Below are 24,504 nucleotides of genomic sequence, written 5' to 3'. Positions count from 1 at the left end.
TTATGTCTATTCTCTACGTCACTCAACCTGATGCAGTTCTCAGCAAAGCAGCAGAAGCTTTTAAAGTTGCTCTCAAACAAGAAGATGGCAATTGGGAGAAAAAATCCGTTCCCGCTCAAACTGTCGAACAAGTGGTTTTAATGGGAAATCCCCAAATGACAGGCGATGCTCTAGTCTATGCTTTAGAACTAGGAATGCCAGTACATTACCTGTCTGGTTTTGGTAAGTACTTGGGTTCCGCGCTTCCTGCATATTCTCGTAACGGTCAGTTGCGGTTGGCACAGTATGCTGCTTACTATAATGCAGACCATCGTTTGGAGATTGTTAAAACAATTGTGACTGGCAAAATCCACAATCAACACGCTGTTTTATACCGTCACGACCAAAAAGACAATCCCCTGAAATCTCGCAAACAGCTTGTTAAAGAACAAACAACTCTTAACGAGTTGCGAGGTGTTGAAGGATTGGCAGCGCGAGAATATTTTGCCGCTTGGTCTAAGATGCTAGAGGAAGAATGGTCATTTAATGGGAGAAATCGCCGCCCCCCTACCGATGCGGTAAATGCATTATTGGGTTTTGCTTACGGGCTTTTGCAAGTACAGGTAACAGCTGCAGTTCATATGGCTGGTTTAGACCCTTATGTTGGTTATTTACACGAGGCGACAAGAGGACAACCCGCAATGGTTCTGGATTTGATGGAAGAATTTCGCCCGTTGATTGCTGATAATTTGATTCTTTCAGTCATCAGCCACAAAGAAATTAAACCCGATGATTTTACCGATAATCTTGGTGCGTATCGACTTTCCGATAGCGGACGCAAACAGTTTTTGCAAGCCTGGGAACGAAAAATGAACGATGAGTTTAAGCATCCCACCTTTGGTTATCATTGCAGCTACCGGCGTGCGATCGAATTGCAAGCACGATTGTTCAGTAGGCATCTACAAGAAGGAGTTCCTTATAAAGCGCTGACACTGAGATGAGTACTTTGTTTTACCTCGTCATTTACGACGTACCAGACAATAAAGCAGCAAATAAGCGGCGAACAAAACTCCATAAACTACTTTCTGGATATGGAACATGGACACAATACAGCGTGTTTGAATGTTTTTTAACCGCCGTACAGTTTGCTAAACTAACAGTGCAAGTTGAGAACTTGATGAAACCAGCCGAAGATTCAGTGCGGATCTATGTTTTAGACGCCGGGTCGGTACGCAAGACCATCACCTACGGTTCCGAGCAACCTCGACAGCAAGACACAATAATATTATGATATTAGGGTAGTCTTACAGATTTTTTTGGCAGGGCAAAGCACGGGCAAAAACCCCCCACCTCCCGCCAAAACGTCAGAACCTAGACAAAGCAATACTCTCAGCGATTGAAGTATGAGCACAGAGTCTGTTTGCGAAAGCTAGAATGGACTTTTGAAACAGTCCCGCCAAAAATGGTTGTGGAAACCGCTCTATTGTTGACTTTGGTAGGTTGCCCTTTCTATTAAATGAAACCCGCTTGCGGGATTGAAACTTCGCACAATTAACGCTCCCCGATGGGGAGCAATATCACTTTCTATTAAATGAAACCCGCTTGCGGGATTGAAACCGACTTTAATTTAGCAGACAATATTAGTAGGCTTGAAACTTTCTATTAAATGAAACCCGCTTGCGGGATTGAAACAAATAAATAAAAATCTGAAGATAAATATAACATTCATCTTTCTATTAAATGAAACCCGCTTGCGGGATTGAAACTCTTCAGACTGTATAGGAAATAGAAAAAAACAGCCATGCTTTCTATTAAATGAAACCCGCTTGCGGGATTGAAACCAGTCTCTTAAAAATCTAGAATTTTGAATAGTCTGTTCCTTTCTATTAAATGAAACCCGCTTGCGGGATTGAAACTTTTCATGTTAAAACTAGTTAAACTTTACTTGATTACTTTCTATTAAATGAAACCCGCTTGCGGGATTGAAACATTCTTCTTTAGCTTGCTCGTCTAGCTCGTCATCCGCCTTTCTATTAAATGAAACCCGCTTGCGGGATTGAAACTAATCGATAATATACATTGATAAAATAATCTTTATCTTTCTATTAAATGAAACCCGCTTGCGGGATTGAAACAAACTATTAACAGAACTAAAGCAGAACAATTAGCCCTTTCTATTAAATGAAACCCGCTTGCGGGATTGAAACTATCTCAAACTCTGATTGGGCAAAGATTGAAGGATTACTTTCTATTAAATGAAACCCGCTTGCGGGATTGAAACAAGATAGCGACGGCAACGCCATTATGTTGGACAACTCTTTCTATTAAATGAAACCCGCTTGCGGGATTGAAACCGACTGAACGCTCTGCAATCGTCATCCACAATGACCACAACTTTCTATTAAATGAAACCCGCTTGCGGGATTGAAACCTAATATTTAGAATTTGTGATGCCCCAACACTCAAACTTTCTATTAAATGAAACCCGCTTGCGGGATTGAAACATATCTCCAGCGACTGCTGCTCAATATCTATTAGCAAGTCGCTTTCTATTAAATGAAACCCGCTTGCGGGATTGAAACTTATATTCTAGAAGGAGCAGTTTACCAGTAGAACTTTCTATTAAATGAAACCCGCTTGCGGGATTGAAACCCAATCGACTAACTAACAACTGATTATTTAAGTCCAACTTTCTATTAAATGAAACCCGCTTGCGGGATGGCAACAATTCACTCTCTCTTTCAGATGCGCTCGCGGTTTCTTTTTTTATTTCCTTCAACGAGCGTACACTGAAAGACATTTAATAGTAAACTGACTCAAGTTGATTGAGTATAAACAGTATGCGGCGTGACCCCATTTTTTATCAGATGTTTCAGAGATTCCCTCAATTGCTCTTTGATTTAATTGGCGCTCAACCAGACAACGCCGAAGAGTATCGGTTTGATTGTGTCGCCGTTAAGGAACCGAAGTTTGAGATTGATGGGGTGTTTCTGCCACCAGATTCGCAACCGGGAACGGTTTATTTCTGTGAAGTTCAGTTTCAAAAGGATGAGGAACTCTACGAACGGTTGTTTGGTGAATCGTTGTTATATTTTTACCGCAATTGCAATCAGTTTGACGATTGGCAAGCGGTGGTCATTTACCCATCACGCAGTATCGAACAGAGTAAAGTCTATCCCCATCGTTCGCTGCTCAATGGCGAACAAGTGCATCGAATTTACCTCGATGAGTTAACAGATGTGCGCTCACTGCCCGTAACGGTAGCAGCAACGGTATTGACAATCGCACCGGAAGCACAAGCCCCAGAATTGGCACGGGAATTGCTCTCGCGAACCGAGCAAGAGGAGTTTACAGCCAGAGAACGAGGGAACATCATCGATATTATCACCTCTATAATGGTCTATAAGTTTGCCAATTTAAGTCAAGGGGAGATTAGGGCAATGCTAGGATTGGATTTGACTCAAGAGCCAAGGGCAATTCGAGAAGCAAAGGAAGAAGGACGAGTTGAAGGACGAGAAGTAGAAGCACTCGCGCTGATTACTCGACTGTTAACGCGCCGATTGGGACTTGAACTTTCTGATGAGATGCGATCGCTTCTCTCAACACTCCCGCTTTCGGTACTCGAAGACCTCAGCGAAGCCCTGCTAGATTTCACCACTCTAGCGGATTTGGAACACTTTTTAGCAGAACATCTTGAACCAAAAATTGTGGATTAAGCGGAATATTTAATCTCCAAGGATTGAATAACTGCTTCATCGCACGGCTGTTTGACGATTGGGTACTCGAACGGGGTATGGTCGATGCCAGGTATTAAATAACGGGATGCTCCCTTTTGTTTTAAACTCAGACTTCCAATTCAAGAACTCTAAAATGTTTTGATGAGTGCTGTAACCAAGAGTAATTCTGAAATGCTTCATCAATCAGATTGACGAATTTGTTCCCAATTTCAAGGTTGTTTAAGCCTGGAAGTTTAATTAGCGCACTTAATTATGGCGACGTAAATGTGCGCTCACATTTCTGTTTAGCTTTGACATCATAGCCATTATAGACGCAGTAAGTTTTTCTCAGCATTGGATGTCGCCAACGCTCATGGCTACCTTTACCACGCTTAGGCTAGTAAACAAAAGCCAAATCCAAAAATTTTACTTTTCGTTACGGGGTAGGGTCGAGGTAAGCAGTAATTCTCACCTCGACCCTACCCCCTAACCTCGCATAAATTTTTTACAAATTCGCCAATAGTGTCAGCTTAACCATTTACGGATTGAAATGCTTTGAGAATTTCGCCCTCTGGCACATGGTTTCCACGGGGCAGTAACTCTTTACCTGTTAAAGCGGCAGCGACACGAGCAACTGAGGCACCATATTGATGTCCCCCTTCTAACATTGCGTCCGTGATGCCATCTGGCTCCATACGAAGACCGCCTGAGCGGGCATAGGGACCCCAGCGAGAACCTGTGACTTCGCTACCTGGTGCCGATTTTGGGAAGGGTACAAGAATCATTCCGCACTCTGCTAACGAGCCAAGCATAGCAATCTGGGTGAGTTCCACTCCAGAACCTGCATTCCCATATCCGCCACCTGTTGCAAAGACTCCTGCTACTTTACCAACAAGTTCATCGACTAACCAAAGTTGGTACACACTGCTATCGATGAACTTTTTGATTCTCCAGTCCAGCATTCCCATGTGTACGGGAGAACCCAAAATGAGGGCATCGCATTGACGAACTTCATCGATTGTCGCCGACTCTGCGGTGCGGAGCGTAACCGTTGTACCTGCTACCGATGCAGCACCTTCAGCAATACTTTGGGCGAGTTTTTGAGTGTTACCGAACATGCTAATATACACAATTAGAACTTCAGCCATGTAAATTTCCTCTTTTTCAGAGATTTTGTCGTGATTTCATGTTGCTGTCACTGCTTAATTCAAGAATTCAATGCCATATTTGGAAGCAATGGAGGCAATCTTATTCATGCTTGGCTCAATCTGATTCACGTTTGCTCGTACAGATTCAGAGTCGGGTGAGAAATTTTTTGGAACTTTCGTTCCGATTTCCTCAATGAAATTTTCAAATCCTTTAGAAGGCGTCATTAATAAGATTTTGCCCGGTTCAGAACCCACATTTTTGTAACCATAAGGCACGCCAGCAGGGATATAGACAATATCTCCAGCATTAACCTTCGTTGTTTTGTTGGGATCAAAGCCAAAAAACTCGAACTCCCCTGCCAAAGCATAGAAATTTTCTGGAACATTGATGACATGTTTTTTCAGGAGAAAGCCGCCAGGGCTAGATCGAGGTGCATTAGTAATTTCAACAACAGAAAAATCTTCAAAACTACCTCTATTCACGATATTTTTGAAGTTTTTGAACGTGAATAAATCTTCATTCACGGCAAATGTTTTCTCTCGATCTGCATGGAAAACGACAAAGCTTCGATCTACTTTAAGGGGTGTTGCTATAGCAGTTGTCGGATTGAATCCTGTGACAAGTGCAATGATTGCAAAGAGCAGAGCAATGATACTTTTTTTCATCTGTCTTTACCTGATTCATTGAAGCTTGAGGAAGAGAGAGTGGATGTAACCCTTTTCACCTGAACAGTAAAACGGATGCATTTAAAATTACAGAGAGGCGTTGATCTGTTGGAGTAACCCGTAGAAATCTTCGAGGTGCCATGTTTCGGCAATTCGACCTTCAGCAATTCGATGAATATCCATCGTCCTGAATGTCACCGAACGATTCGTTGGAGCAATCCCTAAGAATTTGCCCTGATGAGTAGCATGTATCGTGGATCGAACAGCAACTTTGTTTTCTGTAACCAGAATATCTTCGAGAGTGAATTGAACATCAGGAAATGCCGTCCGAAACGCTCGAATGGTTGCCTTTTCGCCATCAGGTCCTGGTGCTTGTCCTGGAATTGCCGGACGATCTGCCCAATCGACAGCAAGGATATCATCTAATATGTCCACATTGCCAGTGTTAAAAGCGGCATAGAACTGGCGAGCAAGGGTCTCATTGTCCATATTTATTGTTGTCTAACTCCCTAAACGAACAGTGCAACAGCATCTAATCTGTTGAAGCATTTCTAGCGAGGATGATACATTGACCTACTTAGCTGCGAACGAGTGGGGTATCGACAAGTTGCTCGGTAATAAACCAGGTTTGAAGCTCATTTGTTCGTAGCACCTCTTTCACGATTTCACGAGTATCCTTTGATTGCATTGAAATAAGTCTCCTAACTTTGAGGAAAGTTGTTGGACAGCAGAGGTTATTCTTTCACTTCAAACTGGTCTTTCGTTGCGCCACAAACTGGACAGACCCAATCATCTGAAACATCTTTAAAAGGTGTCCCAGGTTCAATATCGGAGTCTGAATCCCCCTGCTCTGGGTCGTACTCATGACCACAGATAAGACAAACATATTTTTCCATTGCAGTTTTCATGACTATCTTTTCCTCCCAGAGAACTAAAAGCCTATCTATCACTTGCCTACAAGCGTTTCTCTCTCCGCCCGATTATTTATTGACTTTGCTGTGTTCTATTAACAGGAATCCAGGTAAAAATTATTAAGCGCATTTTTGGAGCCAGTGCTAGCTTGTGGTTACCACCAGTTGAAGCACCTAGCGTCGCAAAGAGCAAGGGAGAAAAGAGAGAAGAGAGAATTTTACAAATGATTTAGGATGGCTATAGAATGTACAAACGCCACAGGGACACATAGGGTTCTAAATAGTCTCAATTCGTTGGCATAAGCTTACATTAACCACATGCTTTTCACCCAACTCTGCTTGACTTCAACAAGTATTAAACGGAAGTGATGCTAAATTCTTTCATATTCTTGCTGAGTTATCACATTCTTGGGATTTTCTGGCAAGCTCGATTAACTAATTTTTCGATAAGCCTTTGGAGTGATGCCTGTCAGTTGTCGAAAATGCTTGGTTAGGTGACTTTGATTTGTAAAGCCACATCGCAAGGCAATATCAGCAATAGACAGATCCTTTACCTTCAACAACTGCTTTGCTCGCTCCACTCGCTGCTGAATTACATACTGGTAAGGAGCAATGCCCATCGACTGTTTGAACAGTTTACAAAAATGGTATTGGCTAATTTCTAATACCTCAGCTAGAGCCAATAGCCTGATTTCTTGCTCAAGATGTACATTGATATACTCCAGCACCTGATTGAGCTTGTACCAAGGTAGTCCATTCTCATATTTCTGAATGATTTGCTCCCAAGTACAGTAACTCCGCAACAGATGAATTGATAGCGTAGTTGCTAGGGAATCGACATAAAGGCGATCGCACCGTCCATTCGACGCCAGCGCTGATTTCAGGGAAAGTCCGATTCCATAAATTAACGGATCGGGCTTGGCAAATTGGGGGAGAAGTTCAACACGATCTCGATCTACAGATTCATGAGCAATTTGAGCCAAGAGGGTAGGCTCAAGCATGAGCAAAGTCACTTCGCTTTCTCGATCCCAGCTCGATTTATGCAGTACGCTAGCCGGAATAATCACGACATTCCCGTTGAGAACCTGCTCACTCCGCCTGCGTTCGTTCAACACTCGCTCTACTTGAGTGCCAGAGTGATGAACAACAACGACATGCTGAGCATTGCTGTGCTCGGGTATCTCCCAAGCTGGTTGCCGATGGTGCTCGATCTGAATTCCATTCCACTCTAATTGGTAACTGGAAAGGAGAGGCAGGCGAGGTGTGACCTGCGAAGTATCATCCGTTCCTGGGTAAACAATGGTTGAGGGTTTCTCTGTTGACATATTGTTAACCTAAACTTTTTAGTTTACTGAAGGTCGTTTATCAACATCAGTGGGTGTGGAGCGATCGCTATTACTATACTGTAAATGGGTAACAACTGTTCTTTTTCAGAATGGTTTCACAGCATTACGGTTCCAAGCTATCTCGACAGCAAGAGACAATCATCTTATGATGCTAGAATGAAATTAACAGTTTTTTGGCAGGGCAAAGCACGGGCGAAAACCCCCCACCTCCCGCCAAATTGACAGAACATAGACAATTCAATAGTTTCAGCGATTGAGGTATGAGCACAGAGCTTGTTCATGAATGCCAGAAATGGACTTTTAGAATAGACCTGCCAAAAATGGTCATCGGAATGGCTCTATAATTGGCTTCGGTTGGCTGCCCTTTCAAATAAATGAAACCCGTTCGCGGGATTGAAACAGAATGGTGTAAGCAAATATTTACCATTCCACCTTCTTTCAAATAAATGAAACCCGTTCGCGGGATTGAAACCGCCAATTCGTTTGAGATTCAGTTGGGATAGATACTCTTTCAAATAAATGAAACCCGTTCGCGGGATTGAAACACAATTTCATTAATAGCTTCTTCTGAAAGTTGGTTTCTTTCAAATAAATGAAACCCGTTCGCGGGATTGAAACTTGTTTTGAGGAGTGGCATTGGGGGCTGGAGTCTGCTTTCAAATAAATGAAACCCGTTCGCGGGATTGAAACAATTGGGTATCATCAACATAAGCTTTAATATCACTTTCAAATAAATGAAACCCGTTCGCGGGATTGAAACATGTGTGTTTGGGTCAAGGCTGGAGATGGTTTATAGACTTTCAAATAAATGAAACCCGTTCGCGGGATTGAAACTTTGCTTCTGGAGGCTTAGAGCAGCCTAATGAAGATCTTTCAAATAAATGAAACCCGTTCGCGGGATTGAAACAGAAAGTCCCCACACTGCCCGATATGCAAAGCATCAACTTTCAAATAAATGAAACCCGTTCGCGGGATTGAAACAGTTTTTGAACATCATTACTAACCTCATGCCCCAACTTTCAAATAAATGAAACCCGTTCGCGGGATTGAAACTCAGTTAATAGGAGATAGAAAATATGGTATCATCTACTTTCAAATAAATGAAACCCGTTCGCGGGATTGAAACTTCCTCTAATTGATACTCCCCTACGCGAGAACCGTACTTTCAAATAAATGAAACCCGTTCGCGGGATTGAAACCGAAAAAGGAAAAGGCAAGAAAATCCTTTTTGAGAAAGCTTTCAAATAAATGAAACCCGTTCGCGGGATTGAAACAAGAATATTGCGATCGCTCACAACATATCTTTAGCTTTCAAATTAATGAAACCCGTTCGCGGGATTGAAACGATGCCTTTACTAAGTCGTCTGGGCTTTGACAAGACTTTCAAATTAATGAAACCTGCTTGCGGGATTGAAACCATCGGCGATCGCCTTCATGCGATTCATGCGAACCTTTCAAATTAATGAAAATTATCACCTCTATAATGGTCTATAAGTTTGCTAATTTAAGTCGAGCGGAGATTAAGGCAATGCTAGGGCTGGATTTGACTCAAGAGCCACGGGCAATTCGGGAAGCGAAGGAAGAAGGACGAGTTGTGGAAGCACTTGCACTGGTTACTCGACAGTTAACACGCCGATTGAGACCTGAACTTTCTGATGAGATGCGATCGCTTCTCTCTACACTCTCTCTTTCGGTACTTGAAGACCTCAGCGAAGCCCTGCTAGATTTCAACACTCTAGCGGATTTGGAACACTTCTTAGCAGAACATCGGCGTAGCCCGATGTAGAGCAGTAGCTTACAAAGAGTATCGCCTACAATTATTGCTGATAACTGTGTCAAAAATACCCTCAGAGACCTGAGTCCATGTTAGTTTTTAGTATCGCCTACAATTATTGCTGATAATTGAAACATCGATTTTTTAAAAGGCGTTCAACAATGATAATTAGAGTGAAGTGTTAACTCAAAACAATCAGCATGACAGCAGAACAGCCAGTACAACCTCAAGAAATCCCTGTACTTGACTATGGCGAACAGCCAGAAGCCTCAAATTTGGTTTTGCCAAAATCTGCTTCTTTGTCTAGCCCTGCTCAATGGACTCATTTGCATTTTGAAGTACAGCAACAGCCCGCGCACGACACAGGCGAACACCGTCACCAAATGCATATTTTGACCATGGTGACATCTGGTACGCCAATTAGCCAGTCGATTGACGGGCAGTCTCAACATCATTTAGTGGGTCAAAATAACGCCTTTATTCTTCCAGCTGGGGCACTGCATCGCTGTAACTGGCAACAGGATATCGAGTTTATGTTTGTTGGGCTAGCTCCTCATGTGTTTATTCAAGTGGGTCAGGAACTGGTTAATTCCGATCGCATCGAACTGATCCCCCAGTTTGCCACCATTCAAGATCCATTAATTCAAGGAATTCTGTTCACCCTAAAACAGGAATTAATCGCGTCAGACATTAATACTCATTTATTTGTCGATCGACTTAAGGTAACGCTTGTGGCGCACTTGCTGCGAAAATACGGCGTTCAAAAAGTCCAAATCGCTACTTATACCGATGGATTACCTCGGTACAAATTGAATCAGTTGCTGGACTATATTGATACTCACCTAGACTGTAGTCTAAGACTAGAAGAGTTAGCGCAACAGGTTAACATGAGCCAGTTTTATTTCAGTCGCCTGTTTAAGCAATCTCTGGGGATCGCACCACATCAGTATGTAATTCAGCAACGAGTAGAACGGGCAAAACAATTGTTGCGAAAAGGTGATTTGAGTCTAGCGGAGATCTCCTTAGAGTGTGGCTTTGCCAATCAGGGACATCTGAATCGGCACTTTAAGCGGCTGACAGGTACTACTCCCAAAGAAATTGCAAGAATGTATAAAAAAACGAGCAAGATTATGTAATAAAAGCAGTTGGGATAAACATTACTCTAGAAATCGTTCGGGTAACACTTTAAACCTGAATGAGTTCGAGTAAGAAATCTACTATGAAGGCTTTACAAGTTCAGAAATTTGCCGATCCAACTGCTATTCAAGTCCAAGAGGTTGCCGATTTCCAACCGACGGTAGATCGCGTGGTTGTCCGAATCAAAGCAGCGGGCGTAAATCCGGCAGATTGGTACGCGGTCAATGGTATGTTTCAAATTCCGCCTGCATTACCCTTTACGCCGGGATTTGAAGCAGCAGGTGAGATTATTGCTGGAACGACACATTTACAACCTGGTACTCGCGTTCTGATGACCTTGCCTTATCTGAGCGAGGGTGTTGCGAACTTTGGTGCGTTTGCAGAACAGGTAGCGGTTCCTGCCAAAAACGTGGTTCCAATCCCTGATAGTGTTGATTTTACGATCGCAGCTGCCCTCCCCGTCATGTATGGCACTGCATACATTGCCCTCAAGCATCGCGCCCAATTGCAAGTGGGTGAAACCCTGTTCGTCACAGGTGCAACAGGGGCGACAGGATCGGCGGCTGTGCAAATCGGCAAGCATCTGGGGGCAACGGTCATTGCTACGGCAAGCGGCGGAGAAAAAGTGCAGTATGCGAAAGACTTGGGTGCGGATTGTGTCATTGACTACAAGCAAGAAAACGTGAGCGATCGCATCAAAGAATTCACCCAAGGCAAAGGTGTGAATGTTGCTTTTGAAACTGTGGGCGGTGATTTGTTTGAAGCCGCTATTCAATCGATAGCATCAGAAGGACGATTGCTGCCAATCGGTATGGCGAGTGGGATTATTCCTGAACTGAGCATGATTCGGGTATTGGCTGGTAATTTTGCGATCGTTGGTACCGATTTCGCTCACTATACCGTTCACCATTTGGATTTAGTGCGTCAAGGATTAGCTGAGATTTTGAGTTGGCATCAAGACGGCATCTTTAAGGATTTGACCGTTAAAACAATGCCGCTAGAGCAGGCAGCTGAGGCGATCGCACAAGTGCATCAAGGGGCTGGCGCTAAAGTCGTGCTGACCATGTAGGGGTCGGAAAGCGGTCGCCCAATCGAGTCACTGTAATGCATGGAAATTCTAATGTTGCAAGGTAAGAATAAATTATGGAACTCGGTTTGAAAGGAAAAGTTGCGATCGTTACGGGTGGCAGTTCTGGGATTGGTCGGGCAACTGCAGTTGCCTTTGCTCAAGCTGGAGCGAAGGTTGTTGTGGCAGCACGGCGTACTCAAGAAGGCGAAGAAACTGTTCGTCTTGTCAAAGATGTTGGTGCTGAAGCCCTATTTGTGCAAACTGACGTAACGAAAGCTGTTGATGTAAAAGCATTAGTGAACAAAACGCTAGAAACCTTCGAGCGATTAGACTGTGTTTGTAATAATGCGGGTTTTGGTAAAACTGTTCCTCTGACTGAACGCTCAGAGGAGGAATGGGATGCAGAAACGGATGTCAATTTGAAAGCTGTCTGGCTATGTCTGAAATATCAGATTCCGGCACTACTCAAAACCGGATCGGGAGCGATTGTCAATATGGCATCAATGGGCGGTGGAGTCAAGTCGCTTCGCTCCAATTCGTAATTCGTAGTTCGTAATTCGTAATTTTTGACTTCAATTACGAATTACGAATTACAAATTACGAATTATTCAGTGATGGTGGTTTCACTGTCCAATAGTAGGGACAGATTTCGCTCCCTTTTTTCTGCAAAGTAATTATTTTATGAGAAATAAGAAATTGTCATGAAAGCTGTACAAGTGCATGAGTTTGGCACCACGGACGTACTCAAAATCATCGAACTACCCGATCCCGTTCCTGCTGCAGGAGAAGCTCTGATTCACGTTCATGCAGCAGGCGTTAGTCCGCTCGACACCTATGTCAGAGAACAAAGTCATGGTGCGCCAACGCCAGCGTTACCCTACATTCCAGGCTTTGAAGCGTCTGGAGAAATTGCAGCGATTGGGGAGGGCGTAACGAAATTTAAGGTGGGCGATCGCGTCTATGTTAACACCTTCTTGGGTGCATATTCAGAACTAATAGTGCATGATGCTACTAGTGTTTACCCGTTGCCCGACACCGTATCCTTTGCTCAAGGTGCTGCTGTTGTTAATTCCTATCCAACTGCTTATTATGCACTATTCAACTTAGCTCACGCCAAGGCGGGCGAGCGCGTGTTTGTGCATGGAGCGAGTGGTGCGGTGGGTACTGCGGCGGTGCAATTGGCAAGAGCAGCAGGGATGACTGTGGTAGGGACTGCGGGAAGCGATCGCGGCTTAGAACTCGTGCAACAAGAAGGCGCACACTACGCCCTTAACCATCGTTCGACGAACTATCTGCAAAAGGCGCTTGAACTGACTGAAGGCAAAGGTTACGATGTTATTCTCGAAATGAATGCGACTAAAAAACTGGCAGAAGATGTTGGTCTAGTAGGCACGTTTGGGCGAATTATCATAATTGGCGGTACCGATGCACCTGTAACGTTCGATCCTACGCCGATTTTGTGGAAAGGTGCCAGCGTTATTGGGCTATACATTGGGTTAACAACCCCGGAAGAATCTGCCCAGATTCACAGTGCGCTTTACAGCCAATTGCAGAACAATAACCTGCGTCCAATTGTGGGGCAAGAATTCGCCCTTGCAGATGTGGTAAAAGCTCATGAAGCAGTGCATCAAGCTAGTAGTGCAGGAAAAATTGTATTAACGTTTTAGCGTCTGTGTCATCCCAACAGTCATTCTAGAGAAACCTCATGTCTACCAATAACCGAATACACGAGTTACTAGAGTTTTTTAAAACCAACCCGTCACCTGAAGAAATCTACGAACGCTATTACGATGAGAATGTAATCGTTCAAGAAAATATGCAACCTCCGCGTGTTGGTCGTGCTCTAAGTATCGAGCGGCAAAAATTAATGAACGCTAACATTAAAGAAGTTCACGATTTCAAAATCGGTGCTGTTTTGGTGGATGGCGATCGCTCAATGGTAGAAATGCACTTAGATGCGACCACTCAAGATGGCTATCACATCCACGTTGAAGAAGTTGGGTTGCAGCTCTGGAAGAATGGCAGAATTATCCACGAACGCTACTTCTACGATCCCGTTAGCTTTGATGGTAAAGCGAAGGAATATAACCAAATCCATTGAAGAATCACACAGCAGGTTATTCCAGTTATCAATTCAGAGGTCATAACTATGCAGGTCTTAGTCATTGCGCGGGTCAAGCCAGGAATTCCGGTAGAGAAGGTTTTGCCCTTTGTGAGTGCAGAAGCAGCTCAAGCTTGGGAGTTTTATGCTTCAGAGCAAATTCGCCAGATGTACTACATCGCTGATATGAGTGGTGCAGTGATGCTCTGGGAAGGTGAAAGTGTTGAATCCATCGCCGAGCAGGTGCAAAAGCTCCCAATGGTGAAAGAAGATATCCTTGCCTGTGAAGTCTTGCCACTCAAGCCTTATACTGGTTATGCCTCACTGTTTACACAGCAACTGGGTGATGAATGAAGACTTCAATATGGAAAAGCGGAAAATAGTCACTTCTGCTGAATCAAATTCTCCTCAGACGTAATACCACTACAATTTGATGTTAAAGCTGTAATACCAATTTACGAAATGCATGATACATATACATTGGTCGTAGGGGCGCAAGGCATTGCGCCCCTACAGGGTATTTGTATCACCAAAAGAGTGAAATGGTATAACGCTTTCGTAAAAGTTATATTTTTGAATTTACATAACCATATTGTAAGTCCGATAAGTTGAAAGCTTATCGTATTTCATTTATAATGATTGCTTTGATTGTACGGTTATTATCAATATTTAGGGTAGTTAAAGCCGAACAATAAAGCTTTTTTCCAGAAATATCATAAGAATATAAAGCAAACAAACAAGAACGCAATTTTCACTTATTCATAACACCTATGGCATTAATTCGTTACAACCCCTGGCAAGAACTGAACGCTATCCAACGCCTGTTTGAAGATACAAGAGTTCCATTTGAAAGAGATTTTGTTAAAGTTCCTGCTGCTGAACTGACTCAAACAGATGATGCAGTATACCTCAAGTTGGAACTTCCAGGTATGGATGCTAAAGACTTAGATATTCAGGTTACAGAAAAGGCTGTTTCCATTAGTGGAGAGCGCAAATCTGAAACTAAGACTGAAGACAAAGGCAGGACAAGGACTGAGTTCCAATATGGTAAGTTTCAACGTGTCATTCCATTGCCTGTAAAAATTCAAAATACTGATGTCAAGGCTGAATACAGAGACGGGATCTTGAATTTGACTCTGCCCAAGAAGGAAGAAGAGAAGAATAAAGTTGTCAAAGTGAATTTAGAACAGCCTGCTGCATAATTTCATGCCGGAAAAAGCCCAGTTGCTTGAGTGTAACTGGGCTTTCTTCACCATTACGAATTGCTGACTCACGAGTTTTGCCGTGAGTGCAGGGCATGACAACGCGATCGGCAAACTCTGGAATTGTGACTAAGAAAAGCCGATCTTCATCTGACCACTGAACAACCATGCTGTATCGACTCATTTGTATTGTAAGATATCAGATTGTTACAGATTTAAAGTTATGGGAGTTTCTGCATCTGCCTTTGATTTCTCCCGATCGTAACAAAAGCAACGATCGCACTTGCCAACGCCAATCCAACAGCTATAAACATTACTAACCGAAAGCTATCCACAAACGCAAGAGCGATCGCCTGTTTTAATTTTGCACTCAATTCTACACTTAAAGAGGCAGGAACTTCTGCACCTGCTAGCTTGATGCGCTGTTCGTCCAATAGTTTTTGAACTTGATATGGGATGTTCAGTGTTGCCAAACGTTCATTAAGGCTGCGGTTAAACGTGTTGAAAACAAAGATATTGAAAACAGCGATCGCAAGCAACCCAGCAGTGCGAGCAACAGCATTGTTAATTCCCGAAGCGACACCAGCTTGGCGCTGCTTAACTGCACCCATCACCGTTGTTGTCAAAGGAGCAACACTAATTGCCATACCCAAACCTAACACCACTATAGCAGGGAAAAATGTTGTCCAGTAACTGCCACCAATTCCCGGCACGGCAAAGGCAGCAAATCCAAGGGCAGCAATAAGCGGTCCGATAGTTAAAGGAAGTCTTGCACCGTAGCGACTTACTAAACCTCCAGACCAACGCGAAAGGAAAAACATGATTAAAATAAACGGTAAGAAAACTGCACCTGCGGCTGTAGCTGAGTAACCCTGTACTTGAATAAGATTGAACGGAACAAAATAAAACACTCCACCCAAGGCTGAGTACAGTAGCAATGTGAGCAAATTGGCTCCACTGAAGGTGCGAGATCTAAATAGAGACAATGGCATCATTGGAGCATGGTTGTTCGCTTCAACAAAAACAAACGCTCCTAAGATGAGCGTACCAACAACCAAACAACTCAGAACTAGAGGATGAAACAATCCCAGATGAGACGATTCGATGAGTCCGTAGACAAGCACGCCTAAACCGAGAGTTGCCAAAGCAGCACCCCACCAATCCAGTCTTGCAGACTCTTCATTGCGACTTTCACAAACCCGCCAAAATAAAATACCCAGTACAACACCAGCTAGCGGCACATTGAGAAAAAATATCCAGCGCCAAGAGACATTTTCTACTAACCAACCACCAAGAACCGGACCAAGCGCTGAGGTGATTGCTGTAAAACCCGACCAAGTGCCAATAGCTTGTCCGCGCTGTTCGGAGCTAAATGAGGCGCTGATAATAGCTAAACTTCCCGGAACGAGTAACGCACCGCCAATTCCTTGAACCGCTCTAGCAATAATAAGTTGGTTAACATTTGGCGATAAACCGCACCAGATTGAGGCTAAGGCAAACAGAGCAACACCACAAGCAAAAATGCGCCGTCTTCCAAAGCGATCGCCCAACGATCCACCAACCAAGATTAAAGCAGCAAGGAACAGAGTATATGACTCTACAATCCATTGCACTTCGGTAGTAGATGCATTCAATTGTGATTGCAAGACTGGAAGCGCCACATTAATAACAGTACCATCAATCATTGCCATGCTCGAACCCAGGATTGTAGCAGCTAACACCCACTGTCCGGTATTTCTAGAGCAAGGGGTAGTGCATGGGTTTGAGCGAATAACAGCTTCATCACACGGTTGTTTGACGATGTTAGCCATCTTATGCTTAGTAACCTCGACAGCAAGACACAATAACCTTATGATATTCTTAATGGTCTTCCAAATTTTTTGGCAGGGCAAAGCGCGGGCAAAAACCCCCCACCTCCCGCCAAAACGTCAGAACCTAGACAAAGCAATACTTTCAGCCATTGAGGTATGAACACAGAGCCTGTTCGTGAAAGCCAGAATGGACTTTTAAAACAGTCCCGCCAAAAATGGCTGTGGAAACGGCTCTATTATTAGCTTTGGTTGGCTGCCCTTTCAAATAAATGAAACCCGTTCGCGGGATTGAAACGAAGTCTGTGCAATTACACTTCCATTACCCAGCGCCAACACTTTCAAATAAATGAAACCCGTTCGCGGGATTGAAACTTGTACTAAAAACGGGGAACTCTAGCAGGAAAGGCACTTTCAAATAAATGAAACCCGTTCGCGGGATTGAAACTAATTAAACTAATTAAATCACTTTTCAGATATGGTCGCTTTCAAATAAATGAAACCCGTTCGCGGGATTGAAACGACCAACCAGCGTTCAGCCAACCCGGTGCATCGATTGCGCTTTCAAATAAATGAAACCCGTTCGCGGGATTGAAACAACTCTGTCGGCTAAATAACCACCAGCTGCACCCCCCTTTCAAATAAATGAAACCCGTTCGCGGGATTGAAACATGTAGTCAGTTCACCAAGGGACATTGTAGACACTGGCGACTTTCAAATAAATGAAACCCGTTCGCGGGATTGAAACTTTCGACCTTTGGTAAAGCCGCCTCGATGATTCTTTGCTTTCAAATAAATGAAACCCGTTCGCGGGATTGAAACATTTTTGAAGCGCTCTATGTAATCGTTACCTTCAGTCTTTCAAATAAATGAAACCCGTTCGCGGGATTGAAACCTGGTAGCGGTAAATCGGAAGAAACCCCCACGCCTTTCAAATAAATGAAACCCGTTCGCGGGATTGAAACCGCTTCTAATATTTTTTTATCTTTCTCAGGATTGGGCGGTCTTTCAAATAAATGAAACCCGTTCGCGGGATTGAAACGTAAAACTTCTGTGTACAGATGTGGACTGATTCTAAAGCTTGCCTGTACAATCAAGTCATCCATAATGGGCTTAATCGTGGAAATAAATCCTTTGCTTTTTGCTTCTAAAAGAACACTTAGCAATCCGGTGATGTTAAGTCCCTCACTAATAGCGATTTGTCTACCTTGAAGCTTGAAGGATTTCATCTAGAATGACTAAGCTCATGATTTTTCTCCTATAATACTGTCTTGCTTCAAGTCTAAAAGAAAGTCCAATGGTTAGGTTTTGGAACGTGGTTAAAATGGAGTTATTCTTTCAATGCTGTGGCAAAAAAGACACGAGCAACATCTGGAACATCTCGGGGTGGAAATTTATAAGTATAACGACCAAAATGAGCTTGTTCATCTCCTGGCTGAACAACTGATGCCTTCCATCCATAAGTAGCGAATAAAGTTTCTGGCTCTTCGCATCCATAACGCCAATGTTTAGATAATCCGTCGTTGCTTTGTAATATCGATTTTGTATTTATCAAATCAGCCCCTAAGTAACTAGTAGGAGCACTTAAGTGAGTAATTGTCTTAAGTAAGTCATGTACCTCATTATCACTCAAGTAGTAAAATACTCCCTCCACTAACCACGCTGAAGGGATATCAATTTGAAATCCTTGAGCAATGAGCAACTCGGACCAAGGTTGTTTCAAATCGATTGAGAGTGAATGCCGATGGCATAAAGCTTGAGAATTTTCTAAAAGAGATTCTTTAAATTGCAAGACTTCAGGTCGATCTACTTCATACAAATGAGTGTCAGGATGCCAACTTAGGCGGAAAGCCCTAGTGTCCATCCCGGCTCCTAAAATGACAACTTGACTTGTTTGATGGGCAACAGACATCAAAAAATCATCAAAAAATCGTGTTCGTGTAGCAACAAAAGGTGTGCCTCTATTTTCATATTCTTTAGCTGTTCGTATAACTTCTGCAATCATATCATCCCCAGCTAATACAGCTGCCAACGGGTCTTCAAATAACCTATCTGGTCTTTGAGTTTCTATGGCTCGCAGTGCTGCCATAATACGAGAGGTTAAACTGACAGAATCCTTTATCTCAACCATTATCTTTTTATGACTGAAACGTAAATTTTATGTAAATAGTATTCTAAAATTATATTTTCTCATAGAATAGCAACCGTTTTTACTCTGCAAGCAAATTGCGTTTGCTTCGCGAACCACTACACTACTCCAGAAATAACAAAGCAATTTAGCGAGTTTGTCATGCACAGCGACTCCAAAATTATTCATCCCGATTACATTCGCATAATTGAAAGAAAGCCCGGATGTTGGCTATTTAAAGCTATGAAACCGTTTTACACTTATCTCAAAGTCGATATAGACGACTTTGAGATGCTTTACGGTATAACTCAACAACAAATATTGACAGAATTATTTCGCATTAATAGCGGCAGTTTAGGGTTTTACGTTGCAGATTTACGACATAAGCAATATCACTATTGTGGAACTGAACCAGAGTCAGTCAAGCGCAAATTACTCGAACTCGGGATTGGTCGAGAAGATCCGATAAAAAGTTGAACCCTCCGGGCTACCTTCTGTGGCTTCACACAGAAGGTGGGGAAATTGGCGCGGAGCCCGCTTGCGGGATTGAAACCTGCAATTATTGCGCGATCGGGAGAGTCTAAAAAAGAACTTTCAAATAAATGAAACCCGCTTGCGGGATTGAAACATCTCTTCATCCTAGAAATTTGATAAGCAGTATCGCTTTCAAATAAATGAAACTCGCTTGCGGGATTGAAACATTAGAAGTATATTGGGTTTCAATTTTTAGTTGGCTTTCAAATAAATGAAACCCGCTTGCGGGATTGAAACCGTCATGCGATCGCGGAGAATGAGAAACGAATTCAGCTTTCAAATAAATGAAACCCGCTTGCGGGATTGAAACTGTTAGCAAAAAAGTTATTCCAATCATGAAAACTAGAACTTTCAAATAAATGAAACCCACTTGCGGGATTGAAACTTTCAAAAGCAGCATGACCACGGGCAGGGAAAGGCTTTCAAATAAATGAAATCCGCTTGCAGGATTGAAACAAGTTTCATATCAGAAAGGCACTTTCACAAGAAATGTGAATATAGACAAAAAATGTTTGGATTTCTCAAGCTAATGCGATAACATGAAATTTCATGCAAAGGTAATAGTCATGCTCGATGCACGGGGAATTTATCCTGTTTCAGACTTCCAGCGCAACGTCAAACACTTCATTAAACACTTACAGGAGAGCCACAAACCGATTGTCCTGACGGTAAATGGCAAGGCATCTGCGAGCGTGCAGGATGCAGGTTTAAAAATGTAACTTTTCACTCCTCGCCTCAAGTAGCAAGGCTGTTTCATTTCACCAAGTCTTTGTGCCTAGTAGCTTCGACAGCAAGAACAAGAGTATTATGATAAAATGTTATCGTAAATTTTTTGGCAAGGTAACGCACGAGCAAAAACCATCCACCTCCGCACCAAAACGACAGAAGCTAGACAAATCAGTACTTTTAACCACTGAGGTATGAACACAGAGCCTGTTCTTGAAAGCCAAAAATGGATTTTTCAAACTGTCTTGCCAAGAGCGTTCGTGGAAATGGCTCTGTAGTTAGGTTTGGTAGAGCGCGGTTCAAATAAATAAGACCCGTTTGCCGGATTGAAACGTGAAATCAGAATAATGTCTTGGCATCCACTGCTAGGGTTCAAATAAATGAAACCCGGTTGCGGGATTGAAACAGGAATTCTGGACTCGATCTTTTATAAAACGAGGTAAGCACTCAATGAAAGTGGCAAGCACTCTTTTATTGGAAATCGGGTTTGGATCGAGCGATCTTTTATAAAACGAGGTAAGCACTCAATGAAAGCGATTGAAGTCATGGGCAAAATTGACAACCGGGGTAACCTGATTTTAGATGAACCGATAAAAGGAGCAACTTATCCTCATCAAGTTCGGGTCATTATTTTGGTTCCAGAATCAGTAGAAGCAGAAGATATCGAGCAAGATGATACACCCGTCGAGGAGATTAAAGCTAGCTTGAGAAGGGCTTTACAGCAAGTCAAAGCTGGAGAAACTAGACCAATCAGCGAGCTATGGAATAGAATTGATGCAGAATAACGATGTAGTTGTAATTCGGTTCTCTACGGAATTTGAAGAAGAACTTCACCGACTTTCAAAGAGATTTCGCAATATTAAATCTGATATTCAATCAGTTATCACTCGATTACAAGAAGGCGAAATTCTAGGAGATAGAATCGCTAGAATTTGTGAGGAGTGGGTGATTTATAAAGTAAGAGTTCGTAATAGTAATATCCAAAAAGGTAAAAGTGCGGGGTATAGAATAATTTATCAAGCAGTATCTTTAAAAAGTATTGTGCTACTGACAATTTATTCAAAGTCAGACCGAGAAGATATTGGCATCAATGAAATTAGAGAGTTACTGTCTGAGTTTTATCCTGATGAAGGATAGCTAACTGGAGATATAGTATTTCCCATTCTACTGAGGTACAGATTTATCCGAAATTTATCTGCGTCCATCTGCGTTCATCTGCGGTTAATTATTTTTTCGGTGTACCTGACGGAAATGGGAATTGCTATATACAGAAGATTTTAACTTAGTGAGGTACACATATACTCCACCCGCACTATCGCGTACCTTCCCCAACATATATATATTTAAATATAACTATAATCTGCTATTTTTTGACAAAAAGTCTATAAAAAATCAATAAACACTGTGCCACTATTGTAACTGGCTCTCCCCGAATTCTCCACTAAAAGTCATCCATTCAGGTGAAGCTATACACAAGCAGAAAAAATAATATAAAGGAAAGTCTTTTATTAAAATTATTAAGTAAAAAAGAATACATTATTAGTGACATGACTACATATTTAGAAATCCCTGTCATTGGTAAAAAAGTTAAACACCCGTTACGTTGGGCGATCGCTCTCGTAACAACTGGTGCTTTAGTTGCAGGGACTGCCACAACATACAATGCAGTTGTCGAACAAGCGGCAAAAAAACAAGACATTACAGCCCTCACAATTCCAGTAGGAGCAAAAGATGTCGTCCTAAGAATTTCCGCAAGTGGTAAAGTTGTCCCAGTCCAAAGCGTAAACATTAGCCCGAAAAGCTCTGGAACTCTTGTAGAGTTGTACGTCGAACAAGGAGATAAAGTACAGCAGGGGCAAATTATCGCCAAAATGGATAGTGCAGATATTCAAGCTCGCATCCTTCAAGCCCGTGCTAACCTAGCACAATCCCAAGCTCAGTTAGATCAAGCCCTTGCAGGAAATCGACCTCAAGAAATTTCCCAATCCAAAGCACGTTTGGCACAAGCAGAAGCGCAACTGGCTGAAGCAAAAGCAGGTAATCGTCCCCAAGAAATTTCTCAAGCTCAAGCTCAAGTGGATGCAGCCAAAGCAAGGGCTGATTACACGAGCGAACAAGTAAGGCGTTATCAATACTTGTACCAACAGGGCGCGGAGAAAAAACAATTACTCGACCAAGCCGTTAGCGAAGATAACTCTGCTAAGGCAAATTTGCGAGAAGCTGAAAAACGCTTGGCACTCCTACAAAGTGGCACTCGTTCTGAAGAAATCTCTCGTAGAGAAGCTTCTGTCTCGGAAGCACGCGCCTCTTTACAGCTTTTAGAAAGTGGAACTCGTGCTGAGGAAATAGCTCAACGCCGAGCGGCTGTTGCAGCTTCTCAAGCTCAACTCAAAGCAGAGCAAGTCAATTTAAACAATACAATTATCCGCGCTCCTTTCTCAGGAGTTGTCACGCAAAAGTATGCTAACGTCGGTGCTTATGTAACACCAACAACTTCTGCATCTTCGAGTGCATCCGCTACTTCGAGTTCGGTTGTAGCTGTCGCACGTGGCTTGGAAGTTCTGGCTAGTATCCCAGAAGCGGATATAGGTAGAATCAAACAAGGTCAGCAGGTAGAAATTGTTTCTGATGCTTATCCCGACCAAGTTTTTAAAGGTCATGTTCGCTTGATTGCGCCTGAAGCAGTTAAGGAAGAAGGTGTCACCCTGTTCCAAGTGAAAGTTGCCATTGATACTGGTACAGATAAATTGCGCTCTGGTTTGAATGTGGATATGACGTTCTTGGGCGACAAGGTACAAGATGCTTTGTTGGTGCCGACAGTCGCAATTGTGACCGAAAAGGGTGAAACGGGTGTTTTAGTACCGGATGAGAAAAATCAACCTAAGTTCCGCTCAGTGACTATTGGAGCGCAAGTTCAAGACCAAACTCAAATTTTAGATGGTGTGAAACAGGGCGATCGCATTTTCCTCAACCCACCACCTAACTACAAAATTCAGAAGATGCAAGAACAGCAGAAAAAATGAACATCCTAGAAAGCGTTAAAATGGCAGGGAAAACCCTGCTGTCAAATAAATTACGTAGCGCCCTCACCATGTTAGGTATTGTTATCGGTAATGCCTCAGTCATTGCCATGATTGGTGTTGGTGAGGGCGGGCAAAAATACGTTAACAAGCAGTTGGAGTCTTTAGGTCCAAACGTGTTGTTTGTCATTCCTGGCAATCGCGAAACCCAACGCATCTCTAACGAAGTGCCGAAAAACTTAGTGTTGGAAGATGCAGAAGCGATCGCATCTCAAGTTCCAACAGTGGCGGGAGTTGCTCCTGAGTTGAATAGAAGGTACGTTGTTACAAACCGTAATAAAAACACCAACGTTAATATTATTGGTACAACAACTAGCTTTCCTGCAGTCAGAGATTTTGACACCACCAAAGGGCGGTTTTTTACAGAAATCGACTTGAAACGTAGCAATCAAGTCACCGTACTTGGTGCTGAGCTAGCAGAAAGATTATTTGGTAGCAGCAATCCTGTCGGCGAACAATTGCGAATCAAAGATTCTAGCTTCCTAGTTATTGGCGTACTCGAAGCAAAAGGCTCAAGTCTTGGCGCAAACTACGATGAAGCAGCCTTAGTCCCAATCACAACTTCAGCAAACCGACTCGTAGGAAAAAATTCTCCATACGGCATCGCCTTAGATTATATCGTTGCTTCTGCACGCGATAGCAATAGTGTTGATGCAGCAGAATTTCAGATTGCTAACTTGCTACGCCTGCGCCATAAAATTACTACCGAAGATGACTTTAGTATCCAGAGTCAGAAAGACGCACTGCAAATTATTGGTCAAATCACGGGCGCTTTGACAGTGATGTTGGCTGCAATAGCAGGAATTTCTCTATTCGTTGGTGGTATCGGCATTATGAATATTATGCTCGTCTCCGTTACCGAACGAACTCATGAAATTGGTTTGCGTAAAGCTATTGGTGCAACTCCTCAAGATATCTTGCTGCAATTCACAATTGAAGCCGTGATTCTTTCAGCAGCAGGTGGTTTAATCGGGACTGCGGTTGGTGTCAGTGGTATTATGCTGGTAGCTGCTTTAACTCCATTAGAAGCAGGGGTATCTCATGCAGCGATCGCAACTGCTGTTGGTATTTCAGGTGGTATTGGTTTATTCTTTGGTATCGTTCCCGCACGCCGTGCTGCCAAACTTGACCCTATCGTTGCTTTGAGAAGTGCGTAATCAGTGACCAGTAATCAGTGAC

General features: G+C 42.9%; 25 protein-coding genes, 2 pseudogenes and 3 CRISPR repeat arrays. Of the genes and pseudogenes, 17 read left to right on the top strand and 10 right to left on the bottom strand.

From position 1 onward, the window contains the following. Nucleotides 1-2: 2 nt before the first annotated feature. The 3 genes from cas1d (at nt 3) to ACKTT2_RS31685 (ending at nt 3,695) form a co-directional block, all read left to right on the top strand. Entirely contained in the window at nt 3-980 is a 978-nt protein-coding gene (cas1d, locus tag ACKTT2_RS31695) for a type I-D CRISPR-associated endonuclease Cas1d (RefSeq protein WP_407894231.1), read from the top strand. Continuing rightward, nucleotides 977-1,270 carry a CRISPR-associated endonuclease Cas2 gene (gene cas2, locus ACKTT2_RS31690; protein WP_407894229.1) on the top strand — a complete coding sequence of 98 codons (294 nt, stop codon included), beginning with the start codon at nt 977-979 and terminating at the stop codon, nt 1,268-1,270. The genes cas1d and cas2 overlap by 4 nt, the downstream gene beginning before the upstream one ends. Before the next feature lie 214 nt (nt 1,271-1,484). Continuing rightward, nucleotides 1,485-2,705: a CRISPR direct-repeat array (repeat unit 37 nt; unit sequence CTTTCTATTAAATGAAACCCGCTTGCGGGATTGAAAC). A gap of 114 nt (nt 2,706-2,819) precedes the next feature. Further along, the gene (locus ACKTT2_RS31685) at nt 2,820-3,695 is read left to right on the top strand and encodes an Rpn family recombination-promoting nuclease/putative transposase (RefSeq protein ID WP_407894227.1); all 876 of its coding nucleotides are present in this window, start codon (nt 2,820-2,822) and stop codon (nt 3,693-3,695) included. Between the two features lie 169 nt (nt 3,696-3,864). Here ACKTT2_RS31685 and ACKTT2_RS31680 read toward each other — a convergent pair. The 6 genes and pseudogenes from ACKTT2_RS31680 to ACKTT2_RS31655 form a co-directional block, all read right to left on the bottom strand. Then, nucleotides 3,865-4,035 (bottom strand): annotated as a pseudogene (locus ACKTT2_RS31680) (IS66 family transposase); the annotation flags it as partial. A gap of 190 nt (nt 4,036-4,225) precedes the next feature. Beyond that, nucleotides 4,226-4,843 carry a flavodoxin domain-containing protein gene (locus ACKTT2_RS31675; RefSeq protein ID WP_407894225.1) on the bottom strand — a complete coding sequence of 206 codons (618 nt, stop codon included), beginning with the start codon at nt 4,841-4,843 and terminating at the stop codon, nt 4,226-4,228. 54 nt (nt 4,844-4,897) lie between these two features. Continuing rightward, nucleotides 4,898-5,509 (bottom strand): cupin domain-containing protein, encoded by a 612-nt coding sequence (locus ACKTT2_RS31670; RefSeq protein WP_407894223.1) that lies wholly within the window; start codon nt 5,507-5,509, stop codon nt 4,898-4,900. An 87-nt stretch (nt 5,510-5,596) separates the two neighbouring features. Then, on the bottom strand, nt 5,597-5,998 hold the full coding sequence (locus tag ACKTT2_RS31665; protein WP_407894221.1) for an ester cyclase: 402 nt from the start codon (nt 5,996-5,998) through the stop codon (nt 5,597-5,599). A gap of 245 nt (nt 5,999-6,243) precedes the next feature. After that, nucleotides 6,244-6,405: a rubredoxin gene (gene rd / locus ACKTT2_RS31660; RefSeq protein WP_407894308.1), complete on the bottom strand. Its 162-nt coding sequence runs from the start codon at nt 6,403-6,405 to the stop codon at nt 6,244-6,246. A 446-nt stretch (nt 6,406-6,851) separates the two neighbouring features. After that, nucleotides 6,852-7,745, bottom strand: a complete 894-nt coding sequence (locus ACKTT2_RS31655) for an AraC family transcriptional regulator (RefSeq protein WP_407894219.1) — start codon at nt 7,743-7,745, stop codon at nt 6,852-6,854. A 384-nt stretch (nt 7,746-8,129) separates the two neighbouring features. Then, nucleotides 8,130-9,183: a CRISPR direct-repeat array (repeat unit 37 nt; unit sequence CTTTCAAATAAATGAAACCCGTTCGCGGGATTGAAAC). A gap of 45 nt (nt 9,184-9,228) precedes the next feature. On the opposite strand from ACKTT2_RS31655, the gene ACKTT2_RS31650 reads away from it, so the two are divergent. The 8 genes from ACKTT2_RS31650 (at nt 9,229) to ACKTT2_RS31615 (ending at nt 15,049) form a co-directional block, all read left to right on the top strand. After that, nucleotides 9,229-9,552, top strand: a complete 324-nt coding sequence (locus tag ACKTT2_RS31650) for a DUF4351 domain-containing protein (protein ID WP_407894217.1) — start codon at nt 9,229-9,231, stop codon at nt 9,550-9,552. A 188-nt stretch (nt 9,553-9,740) separates the two neighbouring features. Continuing rightward, the gene (locus ACKTT2_RS31645; RefSeq protein ID WP_407894215.1) at nt 9,741-10,676 is read left to right on the top strand and encodes an AraC family transcriptional regulator; all 936 of its coding nucleotides are present in this window, start codon (nt 9,741-9,743) and stop codon (nt 10,674-10,676) included. Nucleotides 10,677-10,759: 83 nt separating this feature from the next. Beyond that, nucleotides 10,760-11,746, top strand: a complete 987-nt coding sequence (locus tag ACKTT2_RS31640; protein ID WP_407894213.1) for an NADPH:quinone oxidoreductase family protein — start codon at nt 10,760-10,762, stop codon at nt 11,744-11,746. A gap of 74 nt (nt 11,747-11,820) precedes the next feature. Beyond that, the gene (locus tag ACKTT2_RS31635; RefSeq protein ID WP_407894211.1) at nt 11,821-12,288 is read left to right on the top strand and encodes an SDR family NAD(P)-dependent oxidoreductase; all 468 of its coding nucleotides are present in this window, start codon (nt 11,821-11,823) and stop codon (nt 12,286-12,288) included. 159 nt (nt 12,289-12,447) lie between these two features. Beyond that, complete coding sequence (locus tag ACKTT2_RS31630; protein WP_407894209.1) at nt 12,448-13,413, top strand: NADPH:quinone reductase; 966 nt, start codon at nt 12,448-12,450, stop codon at nt 13,411-13,413. 38 nt (nt 13,414-13,451) lie between these two features. After that, on the top strand, nt 13,452-13,847 hold the full coding sequence (locus tag ACKTT2_RS31625) for a SnoaL-like domain-containing protein (protein ID WP_407894207.1): 396 nt from the start codon (nt 13,452-13,454) through the stop codon (nt 13,845-13,847). A gap of 48 nt (nt 13,848-13,895) precedes the next feature. Further along, complete coding sequence (locus ACKTT2_RS31620; protein WP_407894205.1) at nt 13,896-14,201, top strand: muconolactone Delta-isomerase family protein; 306 nt, start codon at nt 13,896-13,898, stop codon at nt 14,199-14,201. Between the two features lie 416 nt (nt 14,202-14,617). Next, a complete protein-coding gene (locus tag ACKTT2_RS31615; RefSeq protein WP_407894203.1) occupies nt 14,618-15,049 on the top strand; it encodes an Hsp20/alpha crystallin family protein in 432 nt (143 codons plus the stop codon). Here ACKTT2_RS31615 and ACKTT2_RS31610 read toward each other — a convergent pair. The 4 genes and pseudogenes from ACKTT2_RS31610 to ACKTT2_RS31595 all read right to left on the bottom strand — a co-directional run bounded on the left by ACKTT2_RS31610 (nt 15,018) and on the right by ACKTT2_RS31595 (nt 18,988). Beyond that, on the bottom strand, nt 15,018-15,233 hold the full coding sequence (locus ACKTT2_RS31610; protein WP_407894201.1) for a type II toxin-antitoxin system HicB family antitoxin: 216 nt from the start codon (nt 15,231-15,233) through the stop codon (nt 15,018-15,020). The two genes, ACKTT2_RS31615 and ACKTT2_RS31610, sit on opposite strands and share 32 nt — an antisense overlap. 37 nt (nt 15,234-15,270) lie before the next feature. Then, on the bottom strand, nt 15,271-16,860 hold the full coding sequence (locus ACKTT2_RS31605) for an MFS transporter (protein WP_407894199.1): 1,590 nt from the start codon (nt 16,858-16,860) through the stop codon (nt 15,271-15,273). Nucleotides 16,861-17,118: 258 nt separating this feature from the next. Beyond that, nucleotides 17,119-17,899: a CRISPR direct-repeat array (repeat unit 37 nt; unit sequence CTTTCAAATAAATGAAACCCGTTCGCGGGATTGAAAC). A 58-nt stretch (nt 17,900-17,957) separates the two neighbouring features. Further along, nucleotides 17,958-18,086, bottom strand: a pseudogene (locus ACKTT2_RS31600) (PIN domain-containing protein); the annotation flags it as partial. Nucleotides 18,087-18,187: 101 nt separating this feature from the next. Then, a complete protein-coding gene (locus ACKTT2_RS31595; protein WP_407894197.1) occupies nt 18,188-18,988 on the bottom strand; it encodes an SAM-dependent methyltransferase in 801 nt (266 codons plus the stop codon). A 159-nt stretch (nt 18,989-19,147) separates the two neighbouring features. Here ACKTT2_RS31595 and ACKTT2_RS31590 point away from each other — a divergent pair, with 159 nt between their 5' ends. The 6 genes from ACKTT2_RS31590 (at nt 19,148) to ACKTT2_RS31565 (ending at nt 24,482) form a co-directional block, all read left to right on the top strand. Then, entirely contained in the window at nt 19,148-19,462 is a 315-nt protein-coding gene (locus ACKTT2_RS31590; protein ID WP_407894195.1) for a hypothetical protein, read from the top strand. A gap of 623 nt (nt 19,463-20,085) precedes the next feature. Further along, entirely contained in the window at nt 20,086-20,238 is a 153-nt protein-coding gene (locus tag ACKTT2_RS31585) for a hypothetical protein (RefSeq protein ID WP_407894193.1), read from the top strand. 534 nt (nt 20,239-20,772) lie between these two features. After that, the gene (locus ACKTT2_RS31580; protein WP_407894191.1) at nt 20,773-21,030 is read left to right on the top strand and encodes a type II toxin-antitoxin system RelN family antitoxin; all 258 of its coding nucleotides are present in this window, start codon (nt 20,773-20,775) and stop codon (nt 21,028-21,030) included. Next, nucleotides 21,020-21,382 carry a type II toxin-antitoxin system RelE/ParE family toxin gene (locus tag ACKTT2_RS31575; protein ID WP_407894189.1) on the top strand — a complete coding sequence of 121 codons (363 nt, stop codon included), beginning with the start codon at nt 21,020-21,022 and terminating at the stop codon, nt 21,380-21,382. The genes ACKTT2_RS31580 and ACKTT2_RS31575 overlap by 11 nt, the downstream gene beginning before the upstream one ends. 410 nt (nt 21,383-21,792) lie before the next feature. Next, entirely contained in the window at nt 21,793-23,268 is a 1,476-nt protein-coding gene (locus ACKTT2_RS31570) for an efflux RND transporter periplasmic adaptor subunit (RefSeq protein ID WP_407894187.1), read from the top strand. Continuing rightward, nucleotides 23,265-24,482, top strand: a complete 1,218-nt coding sequence (locus tag ACKTT2_RS31565; RefSeq protein ID WP_407894185.1) for an ABC transporter permease — start codon at nt 23,265-23,267, stop codon at nt 24,480-24,482. Before ACKTT2_RS31570 ends, ACKTT2_RS31565 begins: the two co-directional genes overlap by 4 nt. Nucleotides 24,483-24,504: the final 22 nt, after the last annotated feature.

Origin of the sequence: Scytonema hankhaensis NUACC26, from assembly GCF_045865695.1 — a bacterium.
Taxonomy (GTDB): Bacteria; Cyanobacteriota; Cyanobacteriia; order Cyanobacteriales; family Nostocaceae; genus Scytonema.
This window is presented reverse-complemented; position numbering and strand designations above follow the sequence as displayed.